Here is a 22,406-nt window from a genome sequence, read left to right on the forward strand (position 1 = left end):
GTGGTGTTCTCCTCGACGATCGACAGGGTCGACTGGAACACCCGCCTGGTCAGCGGCGACGCGATCGCCGAGATCACTCGGCTCAAGGCCGGGGACGGCGGCCCGATGAGCGTCGGCGGCGCAACGCTCGCCGGGGCGGCCATGCGGGCCGGGCTGATCGACGAGTACGTGCTGGCCACCCATCCGGTCCTGGTCGGCGGCGGCACTCCGTTCTTCACCGCGCTGGACAGCTGGGTGAACCTGGACCTGGTGGAGACGCGGACGTTTCCCGGCGGCGTGGTCCTGACCAGGTACGAGACGAGGCGCTGAGCGCAATTCCTCCGCGCGGTCGGGGAAGTATTCCACCACCAGCGGCCCCACGTCGGCGGGCAGCAGATAGTACGGAATGTGCCTGCGCACCGCCCCGGCGACCTCAGCCTTCAACAGAAACGGTTGCGCCACAATATGGCCCACCGAGCCATCGAAGTCCGCGAACAGCAAACGCGCCAACTCCAATTGGGACTCGCAGATCACCAGATCCCGCTCCGCAGTGTGGCGTCGATGATGGTCCCTTGAACGACACCGAATTGTGCGACCCACGCGAGAAAACTGGCCTATCCGCACACTAGCTCCGCCTCCGCGAGCAGCACCACAAAGTGATCCCTTTCAGTGACGTGGTGCCACGCTGAAGCACCAGCAGGCAGCTCTGCCCGTAAGCCGAACGCTCAGCGGGACGGGGCGGAAGATATCAGCCGGCTGTCGGCTCCTCATCGTTGGCGACAGCCTCGATCCAATCCACAGCCTCGTCGGAAAGCTGGGGACCGTCTCCTGATTCGCCAGCCCACCACTCAGAATCGGTCACGCCGCCCGTAGTCGCCATGATGTCGGCGATGACATGCGGCGGCAGCGGCTCGCCGTTGTGCTCAATGAGCCAGCGGCGTGTTTCCGCATCGACCAGAGGCCACCACTCGAAGATGTTCATCGACGCAGTGTTGCACCGACGAAGTCCTGTGTACAGGTTCCGCCGTGGGACGAGCTCCGGAGGAAAGGACCTTGGCGGCCGACCCCGCCGGGTCACCGACAGTCAGATTCGACGCGCTGTCCGCCTGGTCGAAGGCGGTCAGCCCGCTGCGCAGGTTGCCCGCGATCTCGGAATGTCCCGAGCAACGTTTTATAGACGGGTCGCGAGCACTCAAGGGACTAGCCGCGTCGCATCCTCCCTGAAGGCGACACCAAGCGACCACAGAACGCCGCCGAAGAGCTATCAAATCCACACCCGTGACCTATGGCTCTGGTCTCCTGACGTCCGGCTGAGGAGCATCACAAGGGTCAGGACTGTGCCCGGCCAGGGGCATCCTCCTACGCCGACCACAAACCCGCCCTGCAAGAAGGACCATCATGTCGGTGGCCTGGACTCGAGCATCGTTCCGCCGGCTCACGGCCGCGATCGTCGCCGTCGTGCTCGCGGCGGCGACGGGCGGGTGCAGTCCCGGGCCCCAGCCGCCGGCGCAGCCGGTGTCGCCCGATTCCGGCTACCGGGCCATGCTGGAACAGTTCAGCAGGAGATTGCTCGACGACGGCGCCCCGGCCGTGCTCATCCAGATCCGCGTGGGCGGGGACGAGTGGTCCGCGGCCTACGGTGTTCGAAACCTGGCCAGCCATTCCCGGGCCGAAATAACGGACCCTGTCCACGTGGGCGGCATCACCAAATCCATGGTGGCGGTCTGTGTGCTCCGACTGGCCGAGGAAGGCCGGCTGGAGCTGGACGCACCGGTCAGCACCTACCTGCCGGAGTTTAACAAGGTGATGCACCCGCCGGGACCTGTCACCGTCCGCCAACTGCTGCAGCACCGCTCCGGCATGCCGTCCGTGGACGGGCCGTTGTTCGATCCGGCCACCGTGCGGGAGGCCCTGACCACCAGGGTGAGCCTGGCGGACCTGCTGGCCATGGCGGGGCGGATATCGTGGCAGGCCAAGCTGGCCCAGGGATTTGAGTACTCCAACTCGAACTACATTGCCCTGGCGCTGATCGTCGAGCGCCTGAGCGGCCGCCGGATCGGCGAGGTGATCAGCACCGACATCATCCAGCCGCTTGGCCTGAGCGAAACTTCGATGACGGCCGTCGGGCCGCCGCCGTCGTCCATGATCCACGGCTACATCGCGCTGGACCGCAAACAACTCGATGTCACGTACCCGGCCGCCCAGATCGACAACGCCGCCGGCGGCATGGTGTCCTCCGTGGCGGACGTGAATACGTTCTACCGCGCATTGCTGCAGAACCGGCTGCTCAAGCCGGACACGATCGCGCAAATGGAGAGCCCGCTCTACGCCAGGTACGGACTCGGTGTGGTCCGCTGGAACGACCTCTGCACCAACAACTTCTACTACGGCCATCCCGGCGACGTGCCCGGCTACGGCACCATCGCCATGACCAGCGCGGACGGAACCCGGCAGCTCACCATGGCCGTGGCCTACCCGCCGGAACCGCTCCGGTCCGGGGACACCCGCATCCTGCACCAGATGGAATCCATCGCGGAGGACACCCTCAACGCCACGTGCCAGACCGGGCCGACAGGGCCCCTCAACAATGCCGCAGGAAGTCCGGGCTAACGGCGGCAGTGTCGGTGACAAGCAGGCGTCTCTGTGACCAGTAGTCGTCTCCGTGACAATCAGGCAAAAGTCACTGCGACAATGGGCAGATGACAGCCATCATCCTCGTCTGGAACCCCGACGAATGGAACGAATGGACCTACCCGGCGGTCCTGGAAGAAGTCGCCGAAACCGGCCGGTTCCTGGCCAGCTGGGAGGTCGGCACGACAGATTTCGCTACCTCCGGCGCGGACGCGTGGCTGGTGCTCCAGGGCCGCCGCGGGCGCGGCCTGATCGGCCACGGCGTTATCGTCTCGGAGCGGCCGGCGCCACGGCCCCAAGCACCGGACGCCGCGGGCGCCGCGGAGGACTGGTCCCCGCTCTACGTCCGGGTGGCCTTCGACGCCCTCCTGCCCGCCGGGGACCAGATCCCGCCCGCGGTCCTCCAGGAGACCGTGCCCGGCCTCGACTGGGAAGCTCTGCCCGGCCCCGCGCTGGCGGTCGAACCGCCCGTCGCGCCCCTGATCCGCGGACTCTGGCGAGAGTTTGGCCCGCCGCCGGGGGCCGACCCCACCCAGCCGGTGCCCGGAACCGTCACGTCGGCGGCGGTCAGCCGGGTCGAGGTGAACCGGTATGAGCACAATCCGGACGCGCGGCGGGCCTGCATCGCCCATCACGGGACCAGTTGCGCCGTGTGCGGGTTCTCCTTTGAAATCGCCTACGGGGACATCGGCAAGGACTTCATCCCGGTCCACCATCTGGTCCCGGTGTCACAGCTGGGCGGCACCTATGAACTTGATCCCGTCACGGACCTCGTGCCGCTCTGCGCCAACTGCCATGCCATGGCGCACCTCGGGGTGACGACGCCGCGCACGGTCGCGGAGCTGCGCCGGGTCATGGCCGGAGCCGGGTACCTGACCGGGCAGGCGCTGACCCAGAAAGAGCTCCAGGCCCAGCAGGACGCCCGGCGGATCCTTAAACAGCAGTAGCGTTCTCAGGCGGACCACACCTGCCGGAACTTGCCGCTGCGGTCCGGCCGGGGCGGCTCCTCGGCAAACCGGACGTCGACGCCGTCGGCGCCCTGGGCCGCGAAGAACGCACCAAGTCGATCCCGAGTCGCCGCCTGCACGGCACCTGGCTCGGCGCCCGGCCAGAGCTCGAGCCGCACGGTGATCGACCGCAGCCCGGTGCGGATCGCCTGGAACCGCCGGACGCCGGCGGTCTCCTCGATCACCGTCCCCAGCGCCAACGGCAACACGGTCACCACTGCGCCGTCCAACCCTGCGCCGTCCAACCCTGCGCTGTCGAACTCTGCCCCTTCGGCGGCACCAAAGCTCAGTACGTCGCCACTGCGCCCTTCGACCCGCAGCGTGGGAACGGACTGCCGCAGGCGCACGGCCCGGCACCCAGCTGCACCCGGTCGCCCAGGTTGTACCGGATCAGCGGCTGGACCCCGTTGGCCAGGTTGGTGACCAGCACCGTGTGGGAGAGTTCCCCGGCCGGCACGGGACGGAAGGCGTCGTCCACCGGCTCCACGATGTTCCAGTCCGCGTTGACATGAAGCAGCCCCTGCCGGCAGCGGCTGGTCAGTGCGAGGGCCTCCGAGGCAAGGTACCGCACAGTGACCCGGCAGCCGAGGGCCGCCTCGATGTCCCCCCCCGGCATGGGCTGCCAGGGACTCCCCGGAAGCGACCGCCAGGAGCGGATGAATTCTGAGCCGTCCCGATTTCTGTTCGGCGGCCAGTTGCAGCATGGCGCTCGGATAGCCGTAGAGGACGGTCGGCTGGAAGTCGTTGAGGTCCGCCACGAGGTCCGGGAGCGGCCGGAGCACGGAGAACACGCGGACCCTGCGGGCAATGCGGGGGCTGCGTCGCCGCGCGGCTTCGGTCAGCACGACGCCGGCAAAGTGGCCGCCGTCCGCGATCAGCGCCGCGGCCCGCAGCCCCCGGTGCAGGAAAGCGCGGGCCTCCGCAGCCGTCATCAGGGTCCGCCGTTCGCGGATCGGGCCGAGGAGGCTCGCCACCAGCTGCGAGGTCCGGTCGTGGACCAGGACCGAGGGGTCCCCCGTGGACCCCGACGACGTCACCACGAGGTACTGCCCGCGGTAGAGGCCGCCGATGCGCGAGGGGTCATCGAGCAGGTCTTGCTTCAGCCCGGCGAGCGTGATGTGCGGGTCGGTGACCCATTCGTCGAAGTTCTCCATGAGCTCGCGTTTGCCCACCGGAGGCAGCTCCCCCAGGTTCGTGACCGGATCGGTGACCGTGTCCGGAACGTCCCGGTACAGCCTGCGGTAGTAGGGCGAGGAGGACCGCGCGCACTCAACCAGCGCGGCGAGCCGGCCCCGTTGCCGGCGGGCGATCGCGTCCTGGCTTGCCCGCCCGGCTCGCCAGATGTCCCACGCGATCCCGGTCAGTCGTGTCATCCCGAGAGGAGAGCCGCGCATCACCCATCATCCTTTCGCGGGGCCGGCACTCCAGATCTCGGCCTCACCCGCTCTTTCACGCTCACCCGCTCTTCCACGCTCGCACCCTCTCCCACGCTGGCACGGCGGCGGCCGCCCCAACAGGGGCTTTAGGCACCGGCGGGACCTGGGCATATGCCCGGACACCGTCGAATTGCTGGACTAACGGCAGGCAGCACCACAGACTGTGTACAACGGCTGGCTGGGCGGCGTAAGAATTCCTGCCTCCAGGCCGGCCGGGACTACCAGCAGCATCGTTTGGGGCTTTGCTTAATACCTTTTTCCACCGCCGTGAAAGGACCTGGTTATGCCGGACTTGTCATTTTTGTATCCGCTCATTTCGATCATCCTGGGGGCGGTCGCCGTCGTCGGCGTCATCTGGGTGGCAACAAAACTGATGTGGAAGGTAGCGGAACCGAACGAGGCCCTCATCATCTCCGGGCTGACCCGCGGCACGCTGGAAACCCGGGAGGGGATGGACTTCAAGATCGTCACGGGCAAGGGGGCCCTGGTGCTGCCCGGCCTCCAGACTGTGCGGCCGCTGTCCCTGACGCTGAATGAAACCGAACTCAAGGTCTCCTGCGTGACCTCCCAGGGCATCCAGGTGATTGTCGACGGCGTGGTCATCTACAAGATCGGGGACGCCCCGCCGTTCATTGCCAACGCCGCACGGCGGTTCCTGGGCCAGCAGCCCAAGATGGAAAGCCAGGTGTACAACGTCTTCGAGGGCCACCTGCGTTCGATCATCGGCAGCATGACGGTCGAGGAAATCATCCGCGAGCGCGACAAACTGGCCTCCCAGGTCCGCAGCGCCAGCGGCGTCGAAATGGAAAAGCTAGGCCTGGTGGTCGACTCGCTGCAGATCAAGGACCTCCAGGACCCCACGGGCTACATCCAGAACATCGCCAAGCCGCACATCGCCATGGTCAAGATGGAAGCCCGCATCGCGGAGGCCACCCGGAACCGGGAGGCCGCAGAAAAGGAAGCGGAGGCCGAGGCCCTGATTGCCGACGCCCGGAGCGTGTCCGCGATCCGGCAGTCCGAGGCGCAGGCCAATGCCGAGCGCGCCAAGGCGAACGCGGCCCAGGCCGGGCCGCTGGCGGACGCGACGGCGCGTCAGCAGGTGGTGGTCCAGGAAACCGAAGTGGCCAAGCTCGAGGCCGACCGGGAGGAGCAGAAGCTACAGACCACCGTCCGCAAGCCCGCCGACGCGAGGGCCTACGCCAAGCGCACCGATGCCGAGGGTCAGAAATCCGCAGACATCAGCGCGGCCGAGGCGCTGGCCCGGCGCACCGAGCTCGAGGCTACGGCCAACGCCCGGCGGACTGAGCTGCAGGCCCAGGCGAACGCGACGGCGGCAGCGGCGGCGGCCGGGGCCACCAAGGTCACCGGCGAGGCCGAGGCCGCCGCCACGAAGGCCCGCGGCGATGCCGCCGCCTCCGCCATCAAGGCCAAGGCACTGGCCGAGGCGGAAGGCATCAAGGCCCGTGCCGAAGCACTCGCAACCAACCAGGACGCCGTCATCTCCCAGCAGCTCGCCGAGAACATGCCGGCGATCGTGGCGGCGGCGGCCGAGCCGTTTTCCCACGTCGGCCAGATGACCGTCCTCAACGGCGGCGAAGGGGTCAACCGGATGATCGGCGGTATTTTGGCACAGGTGGGCGATTACCTCCCGGCACTCTCCACCGCGCTCAAGCACGGCCGGGACGCCGCCAAACGGGATACCAAGGCTCCGGGGGCGTAGGGCTGCCATGCGAGGGCAAACACGGGGATTCTGATACGCAGGGGTTTAGATGTACGGGGATTCTGATGCACAGGGATGTTGACCGGAGCCTGACCGGAAAGATCGGGCGGGTCACGGGTCGGATCGGCCCGGGCACCATCGGCGAGGTCATGCTCCCCGTCCGCGGCGGAACCAGCGCGTTCCATGCGCACCCGTTCGACAAGAGCAGCGTCTTCGCCGTGGGCGAGCAGGTCCTGGTCATTTATTTTGAACCGCCGCAAACCGTGTTTGTGGACGAGCTTCCGGATATCCTCAAGGCCGAATGACCCTCTGGACGCTTGGAGGCGACGGGCGTATTCTGAAGTTCCGTAGCCTCTGGAGGTATTTTCAGATGGAAGGCAATATGCGTGCGCGTAGCGGTCCGGGTGTGAGGATAGCGATGGTTTCCGGCATCCGTTCCCTGTTCCCGGTCGGCAACTGGCCCGATCCGCTGTAGCTCGTCTTTCGTCATGCCGTCCGGCACCGCTGCTTTGTCGGGTTTTGCGCCTCGGACGCATGGCCGCAGTCAAGTACGCCCTCTTGGCACTTCCTAGCTAGGTCCCCGCACGCCCCCGCCCTGACCGCCCATTTTCCGCGCTGTCCGCCCCGTGGCAGTTCACGCCTGAGCGCGCCCACGTGTTAACCCACTCTTCCCCTGCAGGCCACACCCGCTCCCCCGCGCCGCAAGCCGCCGCCCGCACCGTGGAGGAGTGAGGATCGCAATCGTCGCCGAATCATTCCTGCCGCTCATGAACGGAGTCACCCACTCCATCCTGCGCGTGCTGGAGCATCTGCAGGAGCGCGGGGACGAGGTGCTCGTGATCGCGCCGTCCACGCAGGACACGGACGTCCCGGACGAGGTCTATGGCGCCCACGTCCACCGGCTCCCCTCGGTTCCGCTGGCCGGCTATGCCAATGTGCGGGTGGCGATGGGCGGTGTGTATCGGGTCAAGCGAATCCTTGCCGACTACGCGCCCGACGTCGTTCACCTCGCGTCCCCGTTCGTGCTCGGCTGGCGGGCAGCGCAGGCGGCCCACCAGCTCGGCATCCCCACGGTCGCCATCTACCAGACTGAGGTCCCCGGCTACGCGGGCCGCTACGGCGTCCCCTTCCTGGAGAACTGGGCCTGGAACCGGGTGGACCAGATCCACCTGCTGGCTTCGCGCACCCTGGTCCCCTCCACCTTCGCGCTCAACCAGCTCCGCGGCCGCGGCATTCCGCGCGTGGACATGTGGCGGCGCGGCGTGGACACCCAGCGGTTCAACCCCGCGAAGCGCGACGCCGGCTGGCGGGCTTCGGTGGCACCTGGCGGCGAGCGCCTGATCGGCTACGTAGGCCGGCTGGCAGCGGAGAAGCAGGTGGAGGATCTGGCGGTGCTGGCAGATGTTCCCGGGACCCGGCTGGTGATCGTGGGCGACGGGCCCCAGCGGCCAGCCCTGGAAGCCGCGCTGCCGCAGGCGGTCTTCACCGGATTCCTCGGCGGCGCCGACCTCGCCCGGGCCGTGGCGTCCTTCGATCTCTTCGTCCATCCCGGCGAGTTCGAGACCTTCTGCCAGACCATCCAGGAGGCCATGGCGTCCGGAGTGCCGGTGGTGGCCACGGGCCGAGGCGGCCCGCTGGACCTCGTGGAGAATTCGCGGACCGGCTGGCTGTACGAGCCCGGCGACCTTGCCGCGCTCCGTGCCCGGGTGGTGGACCTGATGGGCGACGACGCCAAGCGCCGCGCGTTCGCCGCGGCGGCGCACGCCTCGGTCCAGGGCCGGACGTGGTCCGTCCTCGGGGCCGAACTCGTTGGCCATTACAAGGCCGTGACCCGGGAACCCCTAATTGGCCAGTCCCCTCTCGTTGCCCTATCACTTAGGGCGGCCAACCCGGGCTTTTGAGCACCCTAGGTGATAGCGCAACGGGGCGTTTGGTCCTTACCCGCGGGCCTGGATCCGCTCCGCCCACGTGTTGACACCCAAGGGAGCCTCGGGACGCCTATGATTTCCCGAGGGGAGGGTTCTAAATGTCTCGTTGGTGGTCTCAGGTTCGCACGGCGGCAGCCCGGTGACGGCGTCGTCGTGCCCGGAGGAAGCTTCCGGCGCAGTCCCAGAGGAAGTCTCCGGCGCGGTCCCGGGCTACGGGGATCTCGTGGAATCCAGCCCCGATGCCCTGCTGGTGGTGGCCGAGGACGGGTCCATCAGGATGGTCAACACCGCCGCGGAGCGCATGTTCGGGTACGCCCGTGCGGAGCTCGTGGGCTCGGACCACCGCATTCTTTTGGCCGAGGGGTTCCGGAACGGGCTAGAGCGGCTGTTCTTCAACCTCCGCCGCGACGCCCACACAGACGCCGACGGCGACGAGGCAGACACCGCTCCCGTGGAGGCCTATGGGGTACGGCGGGACGGCACGGAGTTCCAGGCCGAGGTGGCCGGGGCCATCTTCGTGACCGGGGACGGCGCTGGTAATGGTACTGCGAGCATGATCGCCGCGGTCCGGGACACCTCGCACCGGCCGGAGAACGATGACAGCCTCCGCGAGGCCATGTCGCTGCTGAGCGCGACGCTCGAATCCACGGCCGACGGCATCCTCGTGGTCAGCAGCGAGGGCGAGATCGCCGGCGTCAACAATCAGTTCCTCACCATGTGGGGCATCCCGCGGGCAATGCTGGCCACCGGGGACGATGAGGCCGTCATGGGCTTCGTCCTGGACCAACTGCGGGAGCCGGCCCAGTTTGTCGAAAAGGTCGAGGCTCTCTACGCCGATCCCGCGGCGGAGAGCCACGACATCCTGGAATTCCGCGACGGCCGGACTTTCGAACGCTATTCGCGCCCGCAAAAAGTCGCGGACCAGGTGGTCGGACGGGTGTGGAGCTTCCGCGACGTGACCGCGGCCAAGGTTGCCCAGGACCGGATCACCCGGGCCATGGCAGACCTCGCCGCGCAGTCCGCCCAGCTCAAGGCGCTGGCGTTCCGGGATGGATTGACCGGGCTGTCCAACCGCCAGCTGTTCAACGACCGGCTCGCCAGCGCCCTCGCGGATCCGCGCGGCACCGCCGTGGACGTCCTGCTGCTGGACCTGGACGACTTCAAGGAAGTCAACGACATCCTGGGCCACCATGCCGGGGACCAGATGCTCATTGAGGTAGGCCGGCGGCTGCGCGCGTGCGTGCGGCCGGACGACGTCGTGGCCCGGCTGGGCGGCGACGAGTTCGTGGTGCTCCTGATCGAGTCGCTGGAGCCCGAGGCGGTTGCTGTCCGGATCGTCGACTCGCTGCGCGTCCCGGTGTGGATCGACGGCACCATGTTGCGGCCCAGCCTCAGCCTGGGGATCGCCTCGATCGGCGAGGCCGCCGTGGACGCCTCCGAGCTCCTGCGCCGTGCTGACGTCGCGATGTATGCCGCCAAGGCCGCCGGCAAGAACCGGTACATGCGCTTCCGGCCGGAGATGTTGAAGGCCCTGGTGGACCGCAACGACCTCGAGGCGGGCTTGCGGCTCGCCGTGGACAGCGGACAGATCGCCGTCCACTACCAGCCGATCGTCTCCGCCGGCAGCGGGACCGTGACCAAGGTCGAGGCCCTGGCCCGCTGGGTACGCGACGACGCGCTGGTTCCGCCCAAGCAGTTCATTCCGGCGGCGGAACGCAGCGGCCTCATTGTCGAGATCGGCACCGAGGTGCTGCTGCGCGGCTGCACCGAGCTCAAGCCCTGGCTGGAGGAGGACTCCTCCCGGTCGCTGGCCGTGAACGTCTCCGGGGTCCAGCTGCAGCACGGGGACTTCGCCGAGCTGGTCCTGGCCGTAACGGAATCCTGCGGCGTGGACCCGCGCCAGCTCGTCCTGGAAGTGACGGAGAGCGTCTTCTTCGAGGACGACTGCCACGTGATCCAGCAGCTCATGAGCCTGCGCACGGTCGGCGTCCGCGTGGCGCTGGATGACTTCGGCACCGGCTTTTCCTCCCTGGGACGCCTGCAGGGCCTGCCCGTGGACACGCTGAAGATCGATCAGTCGTTCGTGTCCATGATCAAGACCGGCACGGAACAGCTGCCCATCCTGAACGCCATGATCGGCATGGCCCACGGACTGGGGCTCACCGTCACAGCAGAGGGCGTGGAAACGTCCGCCCAGGCCGGCTACCTGATGAAGCTGGACTGCGATGCCCTGCAGGGTTTCCTGTTTTCGGGCCCCCAGCCGGAGGCCGCGCTCAAGCCTGCGCTGGACCGCGCGGCCCGGGCCATCGCCGCGCTGCGGGGCGATCGGGTGCCCGGCAACCGGTGACCCGCCAAAGCTCCGTGGCCAATGTGCTGGACACAGGGCCTAAGGACCCCATGATGCAGGGAACGCATTGATCCGGGCACCTCGGCCGGGAACATCATCGCTGTATGAACTTCCGTCGCTTGGGGGCCGGTATCGCCGTGGGAACCAGAAACTCAGCTGCGGCCATCGCTGACCTCGAGGGCTTACCGCTGCCCGGGTAGCTCGGCTGGTGCCGGGTCCGGGCGACGTCGTGGCCCGGCTGCATTGCTGGCCTGGCAGCAGACTGCCATTCTTGGTGAATCCGCACATCCGACAGCGAACGAAAGGAAGAGACGATGCCGCTCTATCTGTCGAAGTTCAGCTACACACCGGAGACCTGGGCGAGGCTGATGAGCAACCCCGAGGACCGCGGAAAGGCCGCCCAGGCATACATCGAATCGGTCGGAGGAAAACTCCATGGATTCTGGTACGCATTCGGCGCCCACGACGGCTACAACTTATGGGAGGCTCCCGACAACGTGTCCATGGCCGCGGTTGCCTTGGCGATCAGCGGAGGAGGCGCACTGAGCTCTTTCGAAACGACAGTGCTCTTGACCGTCGACGAAACGATGGAAGCCCTGCGGAAAGCCGAACAGATTAAGTACCGCCCGCCCGGCACCTGACATTCCACGCGAACTGGCACCACGGCCAGGCTGCAGTGCAACGCACTCCTGGCCGCTGGCATCGCGTCCGCCGTCCCGAAAGCGGTGCGCAAACTCGCGTCCGGGCTCCTCCCAAGTTTTCTATAGGGCCGTGTAAGCACCATTGGGCCTTATCGCGGACTCAACGTGGAGGCACAACCATGGACGCACGCTCCCCCCTGATTTCCGGCCCAGTCCTGAACCGGCGCCAGTTCGGACTGATCGTGGGGGGCGGGGCCTTCCTGCTGATGGCAGGCGGCACATACGCCGCCGTCTCCCGAAGCGGTCCACGGTCTGCAACGCAACTGGATACGGCCTTTGGTGTCCTGGCGGTCACCCGGGCCGGCCGCCTCGCCCGGCTGAACGCCCAGGGCCAACAGGCCTTCCGGTCAATCGAAAGCGCAGCCGCCGTGCTCGCCGATCCCGGAGCCATGGCCGCCGGCGCAAACAGGGCCGTCGCGGGCAGTTTCCATCGCGCCGCGAGCCCGACGACCCTCCCCGCAACTTCCCACGACCATGACCATGACAGCGCACCACCTGAGGATCCCGGCTGGCCCCAGCCGCTAAACCTGACCTGGGGCGACGTCGTCCTCCTCGAGGTTGAAGTCCGCAACTCCAGTCAGGAACCCGTGCTCTTCAGCCCCGGCCAACTGCGTCTCAGGTTGCTCCCGTCCGGAACCACTGTCACTCCACAGGACTTCGACCGCGGCCCGGGCTCGGTCGGGCCCGGGGCCGCAGAGCATCTCTGGATCAGCTACCTGGCGCCTCACGACGCCGTCGCGATGGAGCTGGAGTATTCGGAACCGGAACACGATGGCACGGCCGTCCTCCCCCTGCCGTCTCTGACGGTCAGCCAGGTGAAGTCATGAGCCCGCTCGATATCCACATTAATGACGGATTTCTGCCGATGGTGGACGGATCCCGCGTCTACCACCGGGGTTTCGGTGACCGGCGGACGCTGGTGAACGACCCGAAGCCCAGCCTGACGGTAAGCCCGAGGGTGTTCCTGCGCAACGGTTCGATCGTGGCGAGCCGCACCTACCCCCTGAAGGCCGCCATTCCCCCGCTCGGACGCCCGGCACCTGCCGCCAAGGACCCTGCCAACCCCGGGGAATTCCTGGTCCGCCGCGCATTCTGGGCCAGCTTCTTCCCGGAACGGACCCTGATCGCCGAAACAGGCAGCACCGTCAGCATCCGMGTCACCAACCACCTGGCCCAGGAGCACGCACTGCAGTTCCTCAACGCGGGAGCGGGGAACAGCCACGTCGGTACAGGCGTGATCAGGCCCGGTCAAACCAAAACCCTGGAATTCGCGGCCCCCAAGGCAGGCACCTACCTTTACTGCGATCCTGGCGCCGATCCGGCCGATCCGACCGCCGACCCGGTCCAGCGCGTCCTGGGCCTTTTTGGTGCCCTGCTGGTCACCGATCCGGCCTCGCCGTGGCTGCCCATGCCCAACGGGCCGGAATTCGAACGCCAATGGTTGTGGATGCTCCACAACGTTGACCCGGTGTGGGCCGGCATCGCGTCGCGCAACGGAACGGTGGATCCCGACAAGACACCGGTGTATCCGCGGTTTTTTACGCTCAACCGCCGCAGCGGCTTCCAATCGCTGGCCGCGTCCACTGACCTGGCGCTGAACCGCGTGCGGGAAGAGGACTCCCTGTTGTCAGGCTCGCCCCGGCAGATCGACGTCCGCAATTTCAGCCTGAGCGCCGCGGCAGGAACTGTGAGGACCGGCCAGCTGATGCGCTTCCTCAACGCCGGCGTCGTCCACCACCAGCTCCACTTCCACGGAAACCACCTTTGGACCGTCAACCGCAACGGGAGCATGTTTCCGCGTACCGGCGGAAACATTGACGCTGACGGTCACGTGGTGCTGCAGCAGTGGGAAGACGTCATCGAAATGCACCCGCTGGACCGCAAGGACTCCATGCTCCCGTTGAGGCGGCCGCCGGAAATTATCGATGAGGTGTGGAACGCCCGGAAAGAGGACTATGACTACCCGATGCATTGCCATGCCGAGCCCTCCCAGGTAGCGCGGGGCGGCATGTATCCCGGCGGGCTCGTTGGCCACTGGACCGTAGCGGCCCCCGCAACCGGAAGCGAGGCCACCCACGAGCTGTTCCGCACCCAGGTCGATTTCAGCTCCCATCAGATGCACGAGGGAAGCCCCGAAACCGAGTTCCGCCAGAGCCCGGACGTGGAACACGAGTTCAAGTTCTTCAACCGCGAAATGGTGTTCGACGACGGCGGCAAATTCGAGATCTGGACCTTCGAGACCGAGAACTCCGGGAGGATCTTCCCCGCACCGCTGATCCGGCTCACCGAGGGGCAGCTGTTCCACGGCACTGTGCTCCCGAGCAAGAAAGTGCACACCATCCACTGGCACGGCATCGAGCCGGATCCACGCAACGACGGCGTCGGCCACACCTCCTTCGAGGTTTCCGGAAGCTACACCTATCAGTGGCGGCCGGAACGCGGGCAGCCCGGCAACCCGAATGTGGGCGCGTCCGGAACGTATTTCTACCACTGCCACGTCAACACCACACTGCACGTACAAATGGGCATGTTCGGCCCGCTGATCATCGACCCTCCAGTCCACCCGGACTTTCCGGTGACCAAAGGCGCCAGGCGGGCCTTCGTTGACGGACCGGAATACGACATCGACACCGAGACTCTCCTCGTCCCTTTCTCCGTCGACCCCCGCTGGCACGAACTCAACCACGCCGCCGGGCTCTCGGGCGAAGACGCCGGACTGGACAAGTTCAATCCCAAGCACTTCTACCTTCTGGGCGGTGAATTAGCCCGTGCCCCGAAAATAGAAGGCCCAATCCGGCTGACCCGCATCCGGGCCAGGATGGCAGGAGGTGCCACCAAACCCACCCTGCTGCGTCTGCTCAACGCCAACTACTTCCCGGTCAATGTGCGCTTCACCGATTCCGCAGGCAAGCCGGTTGTCATGGCTGAACTCATCTCGCACGACGGGCGGCCGTTCCGGGACACGTCCAACCCCACCGGACCGGCACGGCCGATTTCTTCCACAGGCCCTCTGCGGTCCAGCCTGATCAACTTCGGCGCCGCCGAACGCTACGACATGCTGCTGCGCCCGCCGGCACCGGGCACGTACTGGCTCACCGTGGACCTGCTGGACTGGATCACCGAGAAGGTCCTCTTCACTCGGAGGATTCCAGTCGTCGCCGTCTAGCGCGGCCCGGGTGGCGCGTTCGACACATCTGATTGCGGCGTGATACCCGTCACGTTCGGGGAGCCCGCACCGCATATGATTCAGTCAGTGCAGTGCGCCCTGCTCTTAGCAAGGTGCCCGCTATCCGTATTCACCGCCTGGGGGGCTGTCAGACATCATGGAAGCTGGTTTCGCACAACAACTGCTGGAGTACAGCCCGGACGCGCTTTTGCTGGTCGGCCCGGACGGATCCATTACCTTCCTCAACCCGGCCGCGGAACGGCTCTTTGGCTACCCGCGGGCGCAGCTCCTGGGCGCAGACCACAGCATGCTCCTGGCCGAGGCCTCACGGGAGGAATTCCACGGCGTCCTGGCCGGGCTGGGCAAGGCCGCCAGTCCCCGCTCGCCGTTCGCCGGCTCGGGCCGCCGTGCCGACGGCACTGAACTCCCGGTCGAAATCACGTGTGCCCTTGTCCCCCCGCCGGCAGGATCGGCCGACGCCGGAACGTCCGTGGCCCTCTCGATCCGTGGCGCTGCCGGAGGAAACCCCGGAGGAAACTCCAGTGCCGGCGGCGCCGGCCGTTCCCTAAGCGGCGACTTTCTCCGCCGTCGTACTCTTGTTTCAGGGGGAGCGACTGGCTTTGGGGGACTTCCGGCGGCTGCCGCTCCCGTGGCGTTTGTCGAGCACGACGACGAACTCAAGGCCGGGTCCCTCCGCGACCCGCTGACGGCGCTGCCCAACGGCCCCCTCTTCAACGAGCGCCTCGCCGCGGCCCTGCGCCGCCCGGATCCGGTGGACATCCTGCTGCTGAACGTCGATGACTTCAGGCACCTCAATGACGTGCTGGGACGCTCGGCGGCCGATGAGCTGCTGGTGGAGCTGGCGAGCAGGCTGCGCAACTGCGTCCGCCCGCATGACACCGTGGCCCGGGTCGGCGGCGACGAATTCGCGGTGCTGCTGACCGAGTGCCTCAACGCGGACGCGGTGGCCAGGCGGATCGCCGAGTCCCTCTACGCGCCCCTGCGCGCGGGCGGCTCCATGGTCCGGCCCGGCGTGAGCATGGGCCTGGCGTCCAAGTCAGGGCAGACGCTGGACGGGGCGGAACTGCTGCGGCAGGCCGACGCGGCCATGACCGCGGCGAAAGCCGCCGGGAAGAACACCTGGCTGCGGTTCCGGCCGGAGATGCTGAGCACCGCGGCCCACAAGGCCGACGGCGATTCCGGGCTCCGGCGCGCCGTCGAGCTGGGCCAGATCTCGGTGCACTACCAGCCCGTGGTCTCGCTCGGCATCGGTTCGGTGGTGCAGTTCGAGGCGTTCGCCAGGTGGGAGCGGCACGGCCGTCTGGTGCCGCCGAACCAGTTCCTGCCCGTGGCGGAGCAGAGCGGCCTGATCCGCGAGATCGGCGATGAAGTCCTGCGCCGCGCCTGCGCCGAGATCCGGCCGTGGCTGGCCGGCGACCCCGCCTACAGCGTCGCCGTGAACGTCTCGGGCCTGCAGTTCCAGCACCGGGACTTCGCCACGGACGTGCTCGGGATTGCCGCGTCCACCGGTGTTGATCCGCGCCAGCTCACGCTTGAGCTGACGGAGAGCGTGTTCTTCGACGCTTCCTCGGACGTGCTGGGCCAGCTGCGGCAGCTGCGCGAGGCCGGTGTCCGGATTGCCATGGATGACTTCGGCACCGGGTATTCCACGCTCGGCCGGCTCCAGGAGCTGCCCCTGGACAACGTCAAGATCGACCGCTCCCTCGTGGCCATGATCAAGACCGGCCAGGAACAGCTCCCGTTCTTCGCCACCATGATCAAGGCCGCGCATGCCCTCGACCTGTTGGTCACGGCGGAAGGCATCGAGACCCCCGCGCAGGCCAAGTACCTGATGGACCGCGGCTGCGATTCGCTGCAGGGCTACCTGTTCGCCAAGCCGGCCCCTGCAAGCCACCTGGCCGGGACCATGGAGAGCGCCCTGAACGCCCTGGACAAGGTCGACGCCGGGCGGTAGCCGGGCGGTCGCCGGCGGGGCGCGCGCCGTTAGGGCCGGGTCGCCGGTTAAACCTGTCGGGATCCCCGCCGCTGGGCGGGGATCCCGAAGATTCACATCAGCGCTTTTCGCAGGCAATGCCGTCGTTGTCACGGTCCAGGTCGTATTCGCCCCAGTGCCGCGCACCGCCGTCGTTGTAGCTGTACACGGTGCTGTTGACGCGGAAGGTGGTGACCGGCTTTCCGCTGGTCTTGTCCCGGGCCCCGCTGCGGCCGACCCCGTGCGGAATTACGGCCGGCGCTCCAGCTTGTCGAGGTCCTGGGCCACCATCGCCTCGCTGCGCTGCCACAGGGCCTTGGCGAGGCCGGCGTCGTAGGCCTGCTTGTTGGCCTTGGAGAGCGTCCGTTTGGCGTAGTAGGCGCCGGAGATCCAGTCGTGGCCCGGGGTGGAGTTGGCGAGCCACACAAGGGTGTCTGCGCCCTGGTCCGGGGTCAGCATGAAGCGCTTGAGGAAGGACTTGTAGGCCAGGCGCATGGGGCTCGTGGAGTCGGCCGCGAAGTTGGTGGCCACGCCGCCTGGGTGGAACGCCGCCGTCGAGATCCCCTCGATGTTGTAGCGGTTGTGGAGCTCAGTGGTGAAGAGGATGTTGGCGAGCTTGGCGTTGCCGTAGGCGCGGTTGGTGGAGTATTTGCGGGCCGCGTCGAGGTCGTCGATGTCCAGCTTGCCGAAAAGCGAATTCGCGACGCTCGAAGTGTTGATGACGGTGGCCTGGCTGGCGGTCAGCACGTCAATCAGTTCGGTGGTGAGCAGGAACGGGGCCAGGTGGTTGACCTGGAAGGTTGTCTCGTGGCCGTTCACGGTGAGCTCGCGCGGTCCCATGATGCCGCCGGCGTTATTCGCCAGGACGTCGATCCGCGGGTACCTTTCCTTCAGCTGCGCGGCCAGCGTGCGCACCTGGGCAAGATCGGCGAAGTCACTGACAAAGAAGTCGGCGCCGATTTCGTTCGCGATCGTCTCGGTCTTCTGCGCGGAACGCCCGACGACGACCACTCGCTCCCCCTGCCCGGCGAAGGTCCGGGCGGCGGACGCGCCGATGCCGTCGCTGGCTCCGGTGATGACGATAGTGCGCTCGGGCATTGAAGTGTCCTTAGAACGAAGCGTTGGGCTGGTCTTTTGGAATCCAGCCCCGTCAAATTCTAACGAGCCCAACCAGGTGTTCGTTCCGGACGGGCCGGGGCTTTCCCCGGAATCTGCTGGGAGTTTCCCTGATCCCGCCGATGCATTGATCGGGGCTTGCGTGCGCAGTCAGCCCGTCGTTGCAGCGAATTTCAAGAGCCACTCGGGATGACTGAACCAACCCCTTCGAGGCCGCTGACCTTGACGGCAACGGTGGAGTCGGTGGTGGTTCCGTTGCCCAGTTGTCCGTCAGCGTTTTTCCCCCAGGCATATACGGTGCCGTCGGAGGTGAGCGCATAGCCGTTGTCGCCGTTCACCGCCAGGTGTTTCGCGTTCCGAACGCCCACGACCGGCGTCGGTACCAGCGCATTCGTGGTGGTTCCGTTCCCCAGCTGGCCGTAACGGTTGTTTCCCCAGCCCAGGACGCTACCGTCCCGACGCACGGCGTAGGCAGCTCCTAATGCCGCGGCGAGGGAGACGGTCCCGGAGGCGCCGTCCACGGGAACCGGGACGGCGGAGTTCGCAGTGCTCCCGTTGCCGAGTTGGCCGAAGTTGTTGGAGCCCCACGCCATGACGGCTCCGCTGTCGAGCAATGCGTAGGCGCTGTACATTCCGGAGACTACCGAGGTCACGCCGGACAAGCGTGGAATCGCCGTGGGCTCTCTCACCACAGCGTCATTGCTTGGGTTTCCATTGCCCAATGCCATTCCCTCGTTGGACCCCCACGACAGGACCTTCCCGTCAGTGGTCCTGGCGTAAGTGGTTTGCCCTGCTGTGGTGATTGCCGCGATTCCAGCTAAGCCGTGCACCTTGACGGGTGTGGACGTACTAACTGTTGTGCCGTTCCCCAGTTGGCCGCTCCGGTTGTCGCCCCAGGCATAGACGCTGCCGTCATTCAGCAACGCGTACGCGACCGATTCGCCGGCAACGACGGCTGCCACTCCGGACAGGCCCTTGACGGCCACAGGTACACGGGAGCCTGTTGTGGATCCGTTTCCCAGCTGACCGCGGGTATTCGCACCCCACGCTCGAACTGAACCATCCCTCAGCACGGCGTAGGCCGTTTGATACCCTGCTTCGATTGCCGCCACGCCGCCGAGCCCCTTGACCGTGACGGGGTTTAGCCCTTCGGCAGTGGTGCCGTTGCCCAGCTGGCCGGCAGCGTTGTCGCCCCAGGCCTTCACGGTTCCATCCTTGAGCAGCGCGTAGCGGGAGTAGTAAGCCGCCTTGATGCTCGTGGCGTTGACCCCCAGCACCTGATCCGGGCTGGAAGTGCCTTCCCCATAGCCTGTGCCTGCTTCACGGGCGTAGTTGCCGCCCCAGGTGTAGGCCGCTCCTTCAGTCGGTGTGCCGGCCACGTAGTAGCCGGCGACGTCGGCAATCAGTTGCGCTCTACCCTTCGAACGGTTGAAGAGCGTGACCTTGCCGTCCGCCCCGACAGGCACTGTGACCAAGTTCGGAACCGTTTGCCCCCTGGAATAGTTCAGGTTTGATGCATCGCTCCGCTTCGTGCCGCTGGGGTAGGCCGAGACGAACCCAAAGGTTTCCGTTTCAGTCACTGTCAGGTTGAACACCACCGACGCAGCTCCCGCCGGGACGCCGTTGGCCCCTGCGACCTGGAACGAGACCGCCCCGTCGGCCGCCGCTGCGGAACTCTTGCGCGTGTCCAGCACCCGTGACGGCTCCAGCGGATGAAAGACGCCGGGCGCCTTGGGATCTCCGGGCAAGAAGTAGCCTGCAACGTCCGCCAAAAGCTGCACGCTACCGGAGGACTGGTTGAACAAACTCACCTTCCCGTCAGCGCCGACGGGAACAGTGACAAGATTCGGCACCGTCTGGTCCATCAAATAGTTCAGGCTCGACGACGTTGGCCGCTTCGTCCCGCTCGGATACGCTGTCACGAATCCAAAGGACTTTGCCTCGGAGGCGGTCAGGTTGAAGACTACGGCCGCAGCGGTCGACGGTATGCCGTGTACCCCGGCGGCTTGGAAGGACACTGCCGAGCCCGGTCCCACAGCCTTTCTGGTGCGCGTGTCCAGGAAACGGGTTGGTGCCATTGGCTGGAATGCCCCAGGCTGGCTGACCGCCCCTTCCAGATAGAAGCCGGCCACATCGACAATGAGGTGGGCCGTTCCTGGCGAGCGGTTGAACAGGGTGACTTTGCCATCGGCTCCGACCGGCGCCGTGACGAGATTCGACACCGTCTGGCCAGTGGAATAGTTCAGATTCGAGGCGGACGGCTTGGCGCCTCCGCCGGCGTAGGCTGTCACGAACCCGAAGGACCCCGGTTCCGTCACGGTGAGGTTGAACACCACCGCTGCGATGCCGCTGGATGTGCCCTTGTACTCGGCCACCGAGAAGGAAACCGACGAATCGGAGCCGACGGGCGTGCCTCCACCCCATCGTGTATCCAGACCCGTCTCGGTGCTACGGACCGAAAGGCTCCAGGGTCCCCCGGAGTCGTCATTCCGGACGCCATTGCCATCGCGGAATGGATGAATGCAGAAGGCACAATTGCCTGCGCCGGGCCAGCTGAAGCGGCCCCTCCCAACATGATGCTGCAAATCAATACTGCCGTCAGTTTTTGAACCCAAGCTTTTGAGCGCACAGTTCGCACAAGTCCCCCCACAGACCAGAATTTATGGGCTACACAAAGAGCCGTGAGACGGACTCTAGCATCCAAACGGCCGATTCCATCCAGAGCCAGCTCGTCCAATTTCATGGTTTGTGGGTTAAATGCGGGAGGACCCCCAACCTGTGGTKGGGGGTCCTCGACCGTGAATGGTGTTCCGGCGGTGACCTACTCTCCCACACCCTCCCGGGTGCAGTACGTGTCCATCCAGTCTGGGCCGTGTACCCCGGCCAAAGGGCAACGAGGATCTTCAGGCGACGCGCCTTGGCGCAGGTATCGCAAGAATGATGGCAACGGGACGGATATGTCAGCGCCAGTCGTCAATCACATAGGCGTCGGGGTGGCTGTAGCCGGGCTCGTTGGGCCGGTGCATGGTCACGCCCTGCAACCCGGTACGGAAACCGCGGGCGACCATGCGCTGATAGGCATCCGGGCGACCCAGATTCATCCCGGCGTCGAGCTGACCCAGTCCGCGCTCGGCGGCCAGTTGCTCAACGGCGTCGAGTAGTCGTTCGAATCTGTCATCGGCCTGCCGGCCCGGGCGTACGGCACCGAACTTGACGAGGCACACATCCGCACCAGCCTCCGAGCCCGGTCCGCAGTGACAGACGGCCAGCCCGTCGAGCCCCGATTCGCCCGGAAGCAGTACGGTGTCGCCGAGCCCCTGCGCGTGCGTTGCCGCAATCTCGCGTTCCAGGTCCAGACCCTCGTATACGGCGTCGGTCAGGGCCTTGCAGGCATTGAGGTAGTCGGGCCGCTCGCCGGCGGACAGTTCGGCATACGTCACCCGGCCGGGCACCGCGCCAGGGGCCGCGACCTGCTTACGCATGACGGCGGTCAGGAAACGGGGCCAGAAGCCGTACCTGCGGTAGAGCTCGAGGTGTTTAGGACTGTGCGAGAAGGTGAACAGGCCGAGGTGGCTGTTCCCCCAGGTCTCGAAGCAGCCCATGATCGGCTCCATCAGGCTTTTGCCGACGCCCTGGTCCCACAGGTCCGGACGCACGGTCAACGGTCCGAAGAACCCGACGCTGCCCCAGTTGGCGGCGAAGTTCGATCCGGCGAGCTCGCCGTCGACCGTCGCGGCGAAGGCGGCGTGCGGATCGGCGGCAAAGCGAGTGCGGACATAGTCGGCGGTCCCGAACGGATCGGGGACCCCGAGGAACATCCCGAACGCCGCCCTGCAGATCTCGTCAGCGCGATCGAGGTCCGTCTCGCGCAGCGGCCGGACCGACGCCGGGCCCCCGACACTCTTTCGCCCGGGTTCCTGTGCGGTCATGAGTCTCTCCCTCCACGACGTCACGCATCAAACCATCAGACGCAACCCCATCGCGAAACGAGTCCGACACTCCCGGCGATAGGGTCACGTGGGGTGGTCTAAATCGCTGCGCGCGTTGCTTGGTGGTGGTGTGCATTATGGCGTGAGTTGGGTGGCCTCGTCCAGCACTCCCGCTTACTCTAACCATGCTCATCTGCGAAGGCGCGTTAAATGCGGGAGGACCCCCAACCTGTGGTTGGGGGTCCTCGACCGTGAATGGTGTTCCGGCGGTGACCTACTCTCCCACACCCTCCCGGGTGCAGTACCATCGGCGCTGTGGGTCTTAGCTTCCGGGTTCGGGATGGGACCGGGCGTTTCCCCCACGCTATGACCGCCGTAACCCTGTGTCCGCACCCGCCGGCGCCTGGTGGCGTGGGGGTGGGAAATCTGGTGGTTACAACATCTGTGGTGTTG

17 protein-coding genes, 1 rRNA gene and 1 pseudogene are annotated in these 22,406 nt (G+C 66.6%); 12 read left to right on the forward strand and 7 right to left on the reverse strand.

Annotation, left to right across the window (positions count from 1 at the left end; all coding sequences use genetic code 11):
- A partial coding sequence (locus AC1D2F_RS22825; protein ID WP_476967806.1) for a dihydrofolate reductase family protein occupies window positions 1–309 on the forward strand: 309 nt, incomplete at its 5' end.
- Window positions 310–727: 418 nt separating this feature from the next.
- Here AC1D2F_RS22825 and AC1D2F_RS22830 read toward each other — a convergent pair.
- Window positions 728–961, reverse strand: coding sequence for a hypothetical protein (locus AC1D2F_RS22830; protein WP_229994011.1), 234 nt, complete (start codon window positions 959–961; stop codon window positions 728–730).
- Window positions 962–1,019: 58 nt separating this feature from the next.
- Between AC1D2F_RS22830 and AC1D2F_RS22835 the strand changes: the two are divergent.
- The 3 genes and pseudogenes from AC1D2F_RS22835 to AC1D2F_RS22845 all read left to right on the forward strand — a co-directional run.
- Window positions 1,020–1,169: pseudogene (locus AC1D2F_RS22835) on the forward strand (helix-turn-helix domain-containing protein); the annotation flags it as partial.
- A 208-nt stretch (window positions 1,170–1,377) separates the two neighbouring features.
- Window positions 1,378–2,589 (forward strand): serine hydrolase domain-containing protein, encoded by a 1,212-nt coding sequence (locus AC1D2F_RS22840; RefSeq protein WP_476967807.1) that lies wholly within the window; start codon window positions 1,378–1,380, stop codon window positions 2,587–2,589.
- A gap of 89 nt (window positions 2,590–2,678) precedes the next feature.
- Entirely contained in the window at window positions 2,679–3,557 is an 879-nt protein-coding gene (locus AC1D2F_RS22845; protein ID WP_476967808.1) for an HNH endonuclease, read from the forward strand.
- A gap of 5 nt (window positions 3,558–3,562) precedes the next feature.
- Here AC1D2F_RS22845 and AC1D2F_RS22850 read toward each other — a convergent pair whose 3' ends face one another.
- Entirely contained in the window at window positions 3,563–4,990 is a 1,428-nt protein-coding gene (locus AC1D2F_RS22850) for a phenylacetate--CoA ligase family protein (RefSeq protein WP_476967809.1), read from the reverse strand.
- Between the two features lie 346 nt (window positions 4,991–5,336).
- Between AC1D2F_RS22850 and AC1D2F_RS22855 the strand changes: the two genes are divergently transcribed.
- From AC1D2F_RS22855 to AC1D2F_RS22890, 8 genes are all read left to right on the forward strand, one after another.
- Window positions 5,337–6,773 (forward strand): flotillin family protein, encoded by a 1,437-nt coding sequence (locus AC1D2F_RS22855; RefSeq protein WP_229994015.1) that lies wholly within the window; start codon window positions 5,337–5,339, stop codon window positions 6,771–6,773.
- 65 nt (window positions 6,774–6,838) lie between these two features.
- The gene (locus AC1D2F_RS22860) at window positions 6,839–7,078 is read left to right on the forward strand and encodes a hypothetical protein (RefSeq protein WP_364747149.1); all 240 of its coding nucleotides are present in this window, start codon (window positions 6,839–6,841) and stop codon (window positions 7,076–7,078) included.
- A 423-nt stretch (window positions 7,079–7,501) separates the two neighbouring features.
- Window positions 7,502–8,674, forward strand: coding sequence for a glycosyltransferase family 4 protein (locus AC1D2F_RS22865; RefSeq protein WP_476967810.1), 1,173 nt, complete (start codon window positions 7,502–7,504; stop codon window positions 8,672–8,674).
- Between the two features lie 136 nt (window positions 8,675–8,810).
- Complete coding sequence (locus tag AC1D2F_RS22870) at window positions 8,811–11,048, forward strand: putative bifunctional diguanylate cyclase/phosphodiesterase (RefSeq protein ID WP_476967811.1); 2,238 nt, start codon at window positions 8,811–8,813, stop codon at window positions 11,046–11,048.
- A 314-nt stretch (window positions 11,049–11,362) separates the two neighbouring features.
- The gene (locus AC1D2F_RS22875; RefSeq protein WP_090583485.1) at window positions 11,363–11,689 is read left to right on the forward strand and encodes a GYD domain-containing protein; all 327 of its coding nucleotides are present in this window, start codon (window positions 11,363–11,365) and stop codon (window positions 11,687–11,689) included.
- A gap of 179 nt (window positions 11,690–11,868) precedes the next feature.
- Entirely contained in the window at window positions 11,869–12,576 is a 708-nt protein-coding gene (locus tag AC1D2F_RS22880; RefSeq protein WP_229994018.1) for a hypothetical protein, read from the forward strand.
- Window positions 12,573–14,915, forward strand: coding sequence for a multicopper oxidase domain-containing protein (locus AC1D2F_RS22885; RefSeq protein WP_476967812.1), 2,343 nt, complete (start codon window positions 12,573–12,575; stop codon window positions 14,913–14,915). The genes AC1D2F_RS22880 and AC1D2F_RS22885 overlap by 4 nt, the downstream gene beginning before the upstream one ends.
- Before the next feature lie 157 nt (window positions 14,916–15,072).
- Window positions 15,073–16,890, forward strand: a complete 1,818-nt coding sequence (locus AC1D2F_RS22890; protein ID WP_476967813.1) for a putative bifunctional diguanylate cyclase/phosphodiesterase — start codon at window positions 15,073–15,075, stop codon at window positions 16,888–16,890.
- 97 nt (window positions 16,891–16,987) lie between these two features.
- Here AC1D2F_RS22890 and AC1D2F_RS22895 read toward each other — a convergent pair whose 3' ends face one another.
- The 5 genes from AC1D2F_RS22895 to rrf form a co-directional block, all read right to left on the reverse strand.
- Complete coding sequence (locus tag AC1D2F_RS22895; RefSeq protein ID WP_229994021.1) at window positions 16,988–17,077, reverse strand: excalibur calcium-binding domain-containing protein; 90 nt, start codon at window positions 17,075–17,077, stop codon at window positions 16,988–16,990.
- Between the two features lie 80 nt (window positions 17,078–17,157).
- Window positions 17,158–18,006, reverse strand: a complete 849-nt coding sequence (locus AC1D2F_RS22900; protein WP_476967814.1) for an SDR family NAD(P)-dependent oxidoreductase — start codon at window positions 18,004–18,006, stop codon at window positions 17,158–17,160.
- 191 nt (window positions 18,007–18,197) lie between these two features.
- On the reverse strand, window positions 18,198–20,399 hold the full coding sequence (locus AC1D2F_RS22905) for an RCC1 domain-containing protein (protein ID WP_476967815.1): 2,202 nt from the start codon (window positions 20,397–20,399) through the stop codon (window positions 18,198–18,200).
- 585 nt (window positions 20,400–20,984) lie between these two features.
- Entirely contained in the window at window positions 20,985–21,953 is a 969-nt protein-coding gene (locus AC1D2F_RS22910; protein ID WP_476967816.1) for a GNAT family N-acetyltransferase, read from the reverse strand.
- A 261-nt stretch (window positions 21,954–22,214) separates the two neighbouring features.
- Window positions 22,215–22,331, reverse strand: a 5S ribosomal RNA gene (gene rrf / locus AC1D2F_RS22915).
- Window positions 22,332–22,406 lie beyond the last annotated feature (75 nt).

Source organism: Arthrobacter sp. P1_B3 (assembly GCF_056406615.1).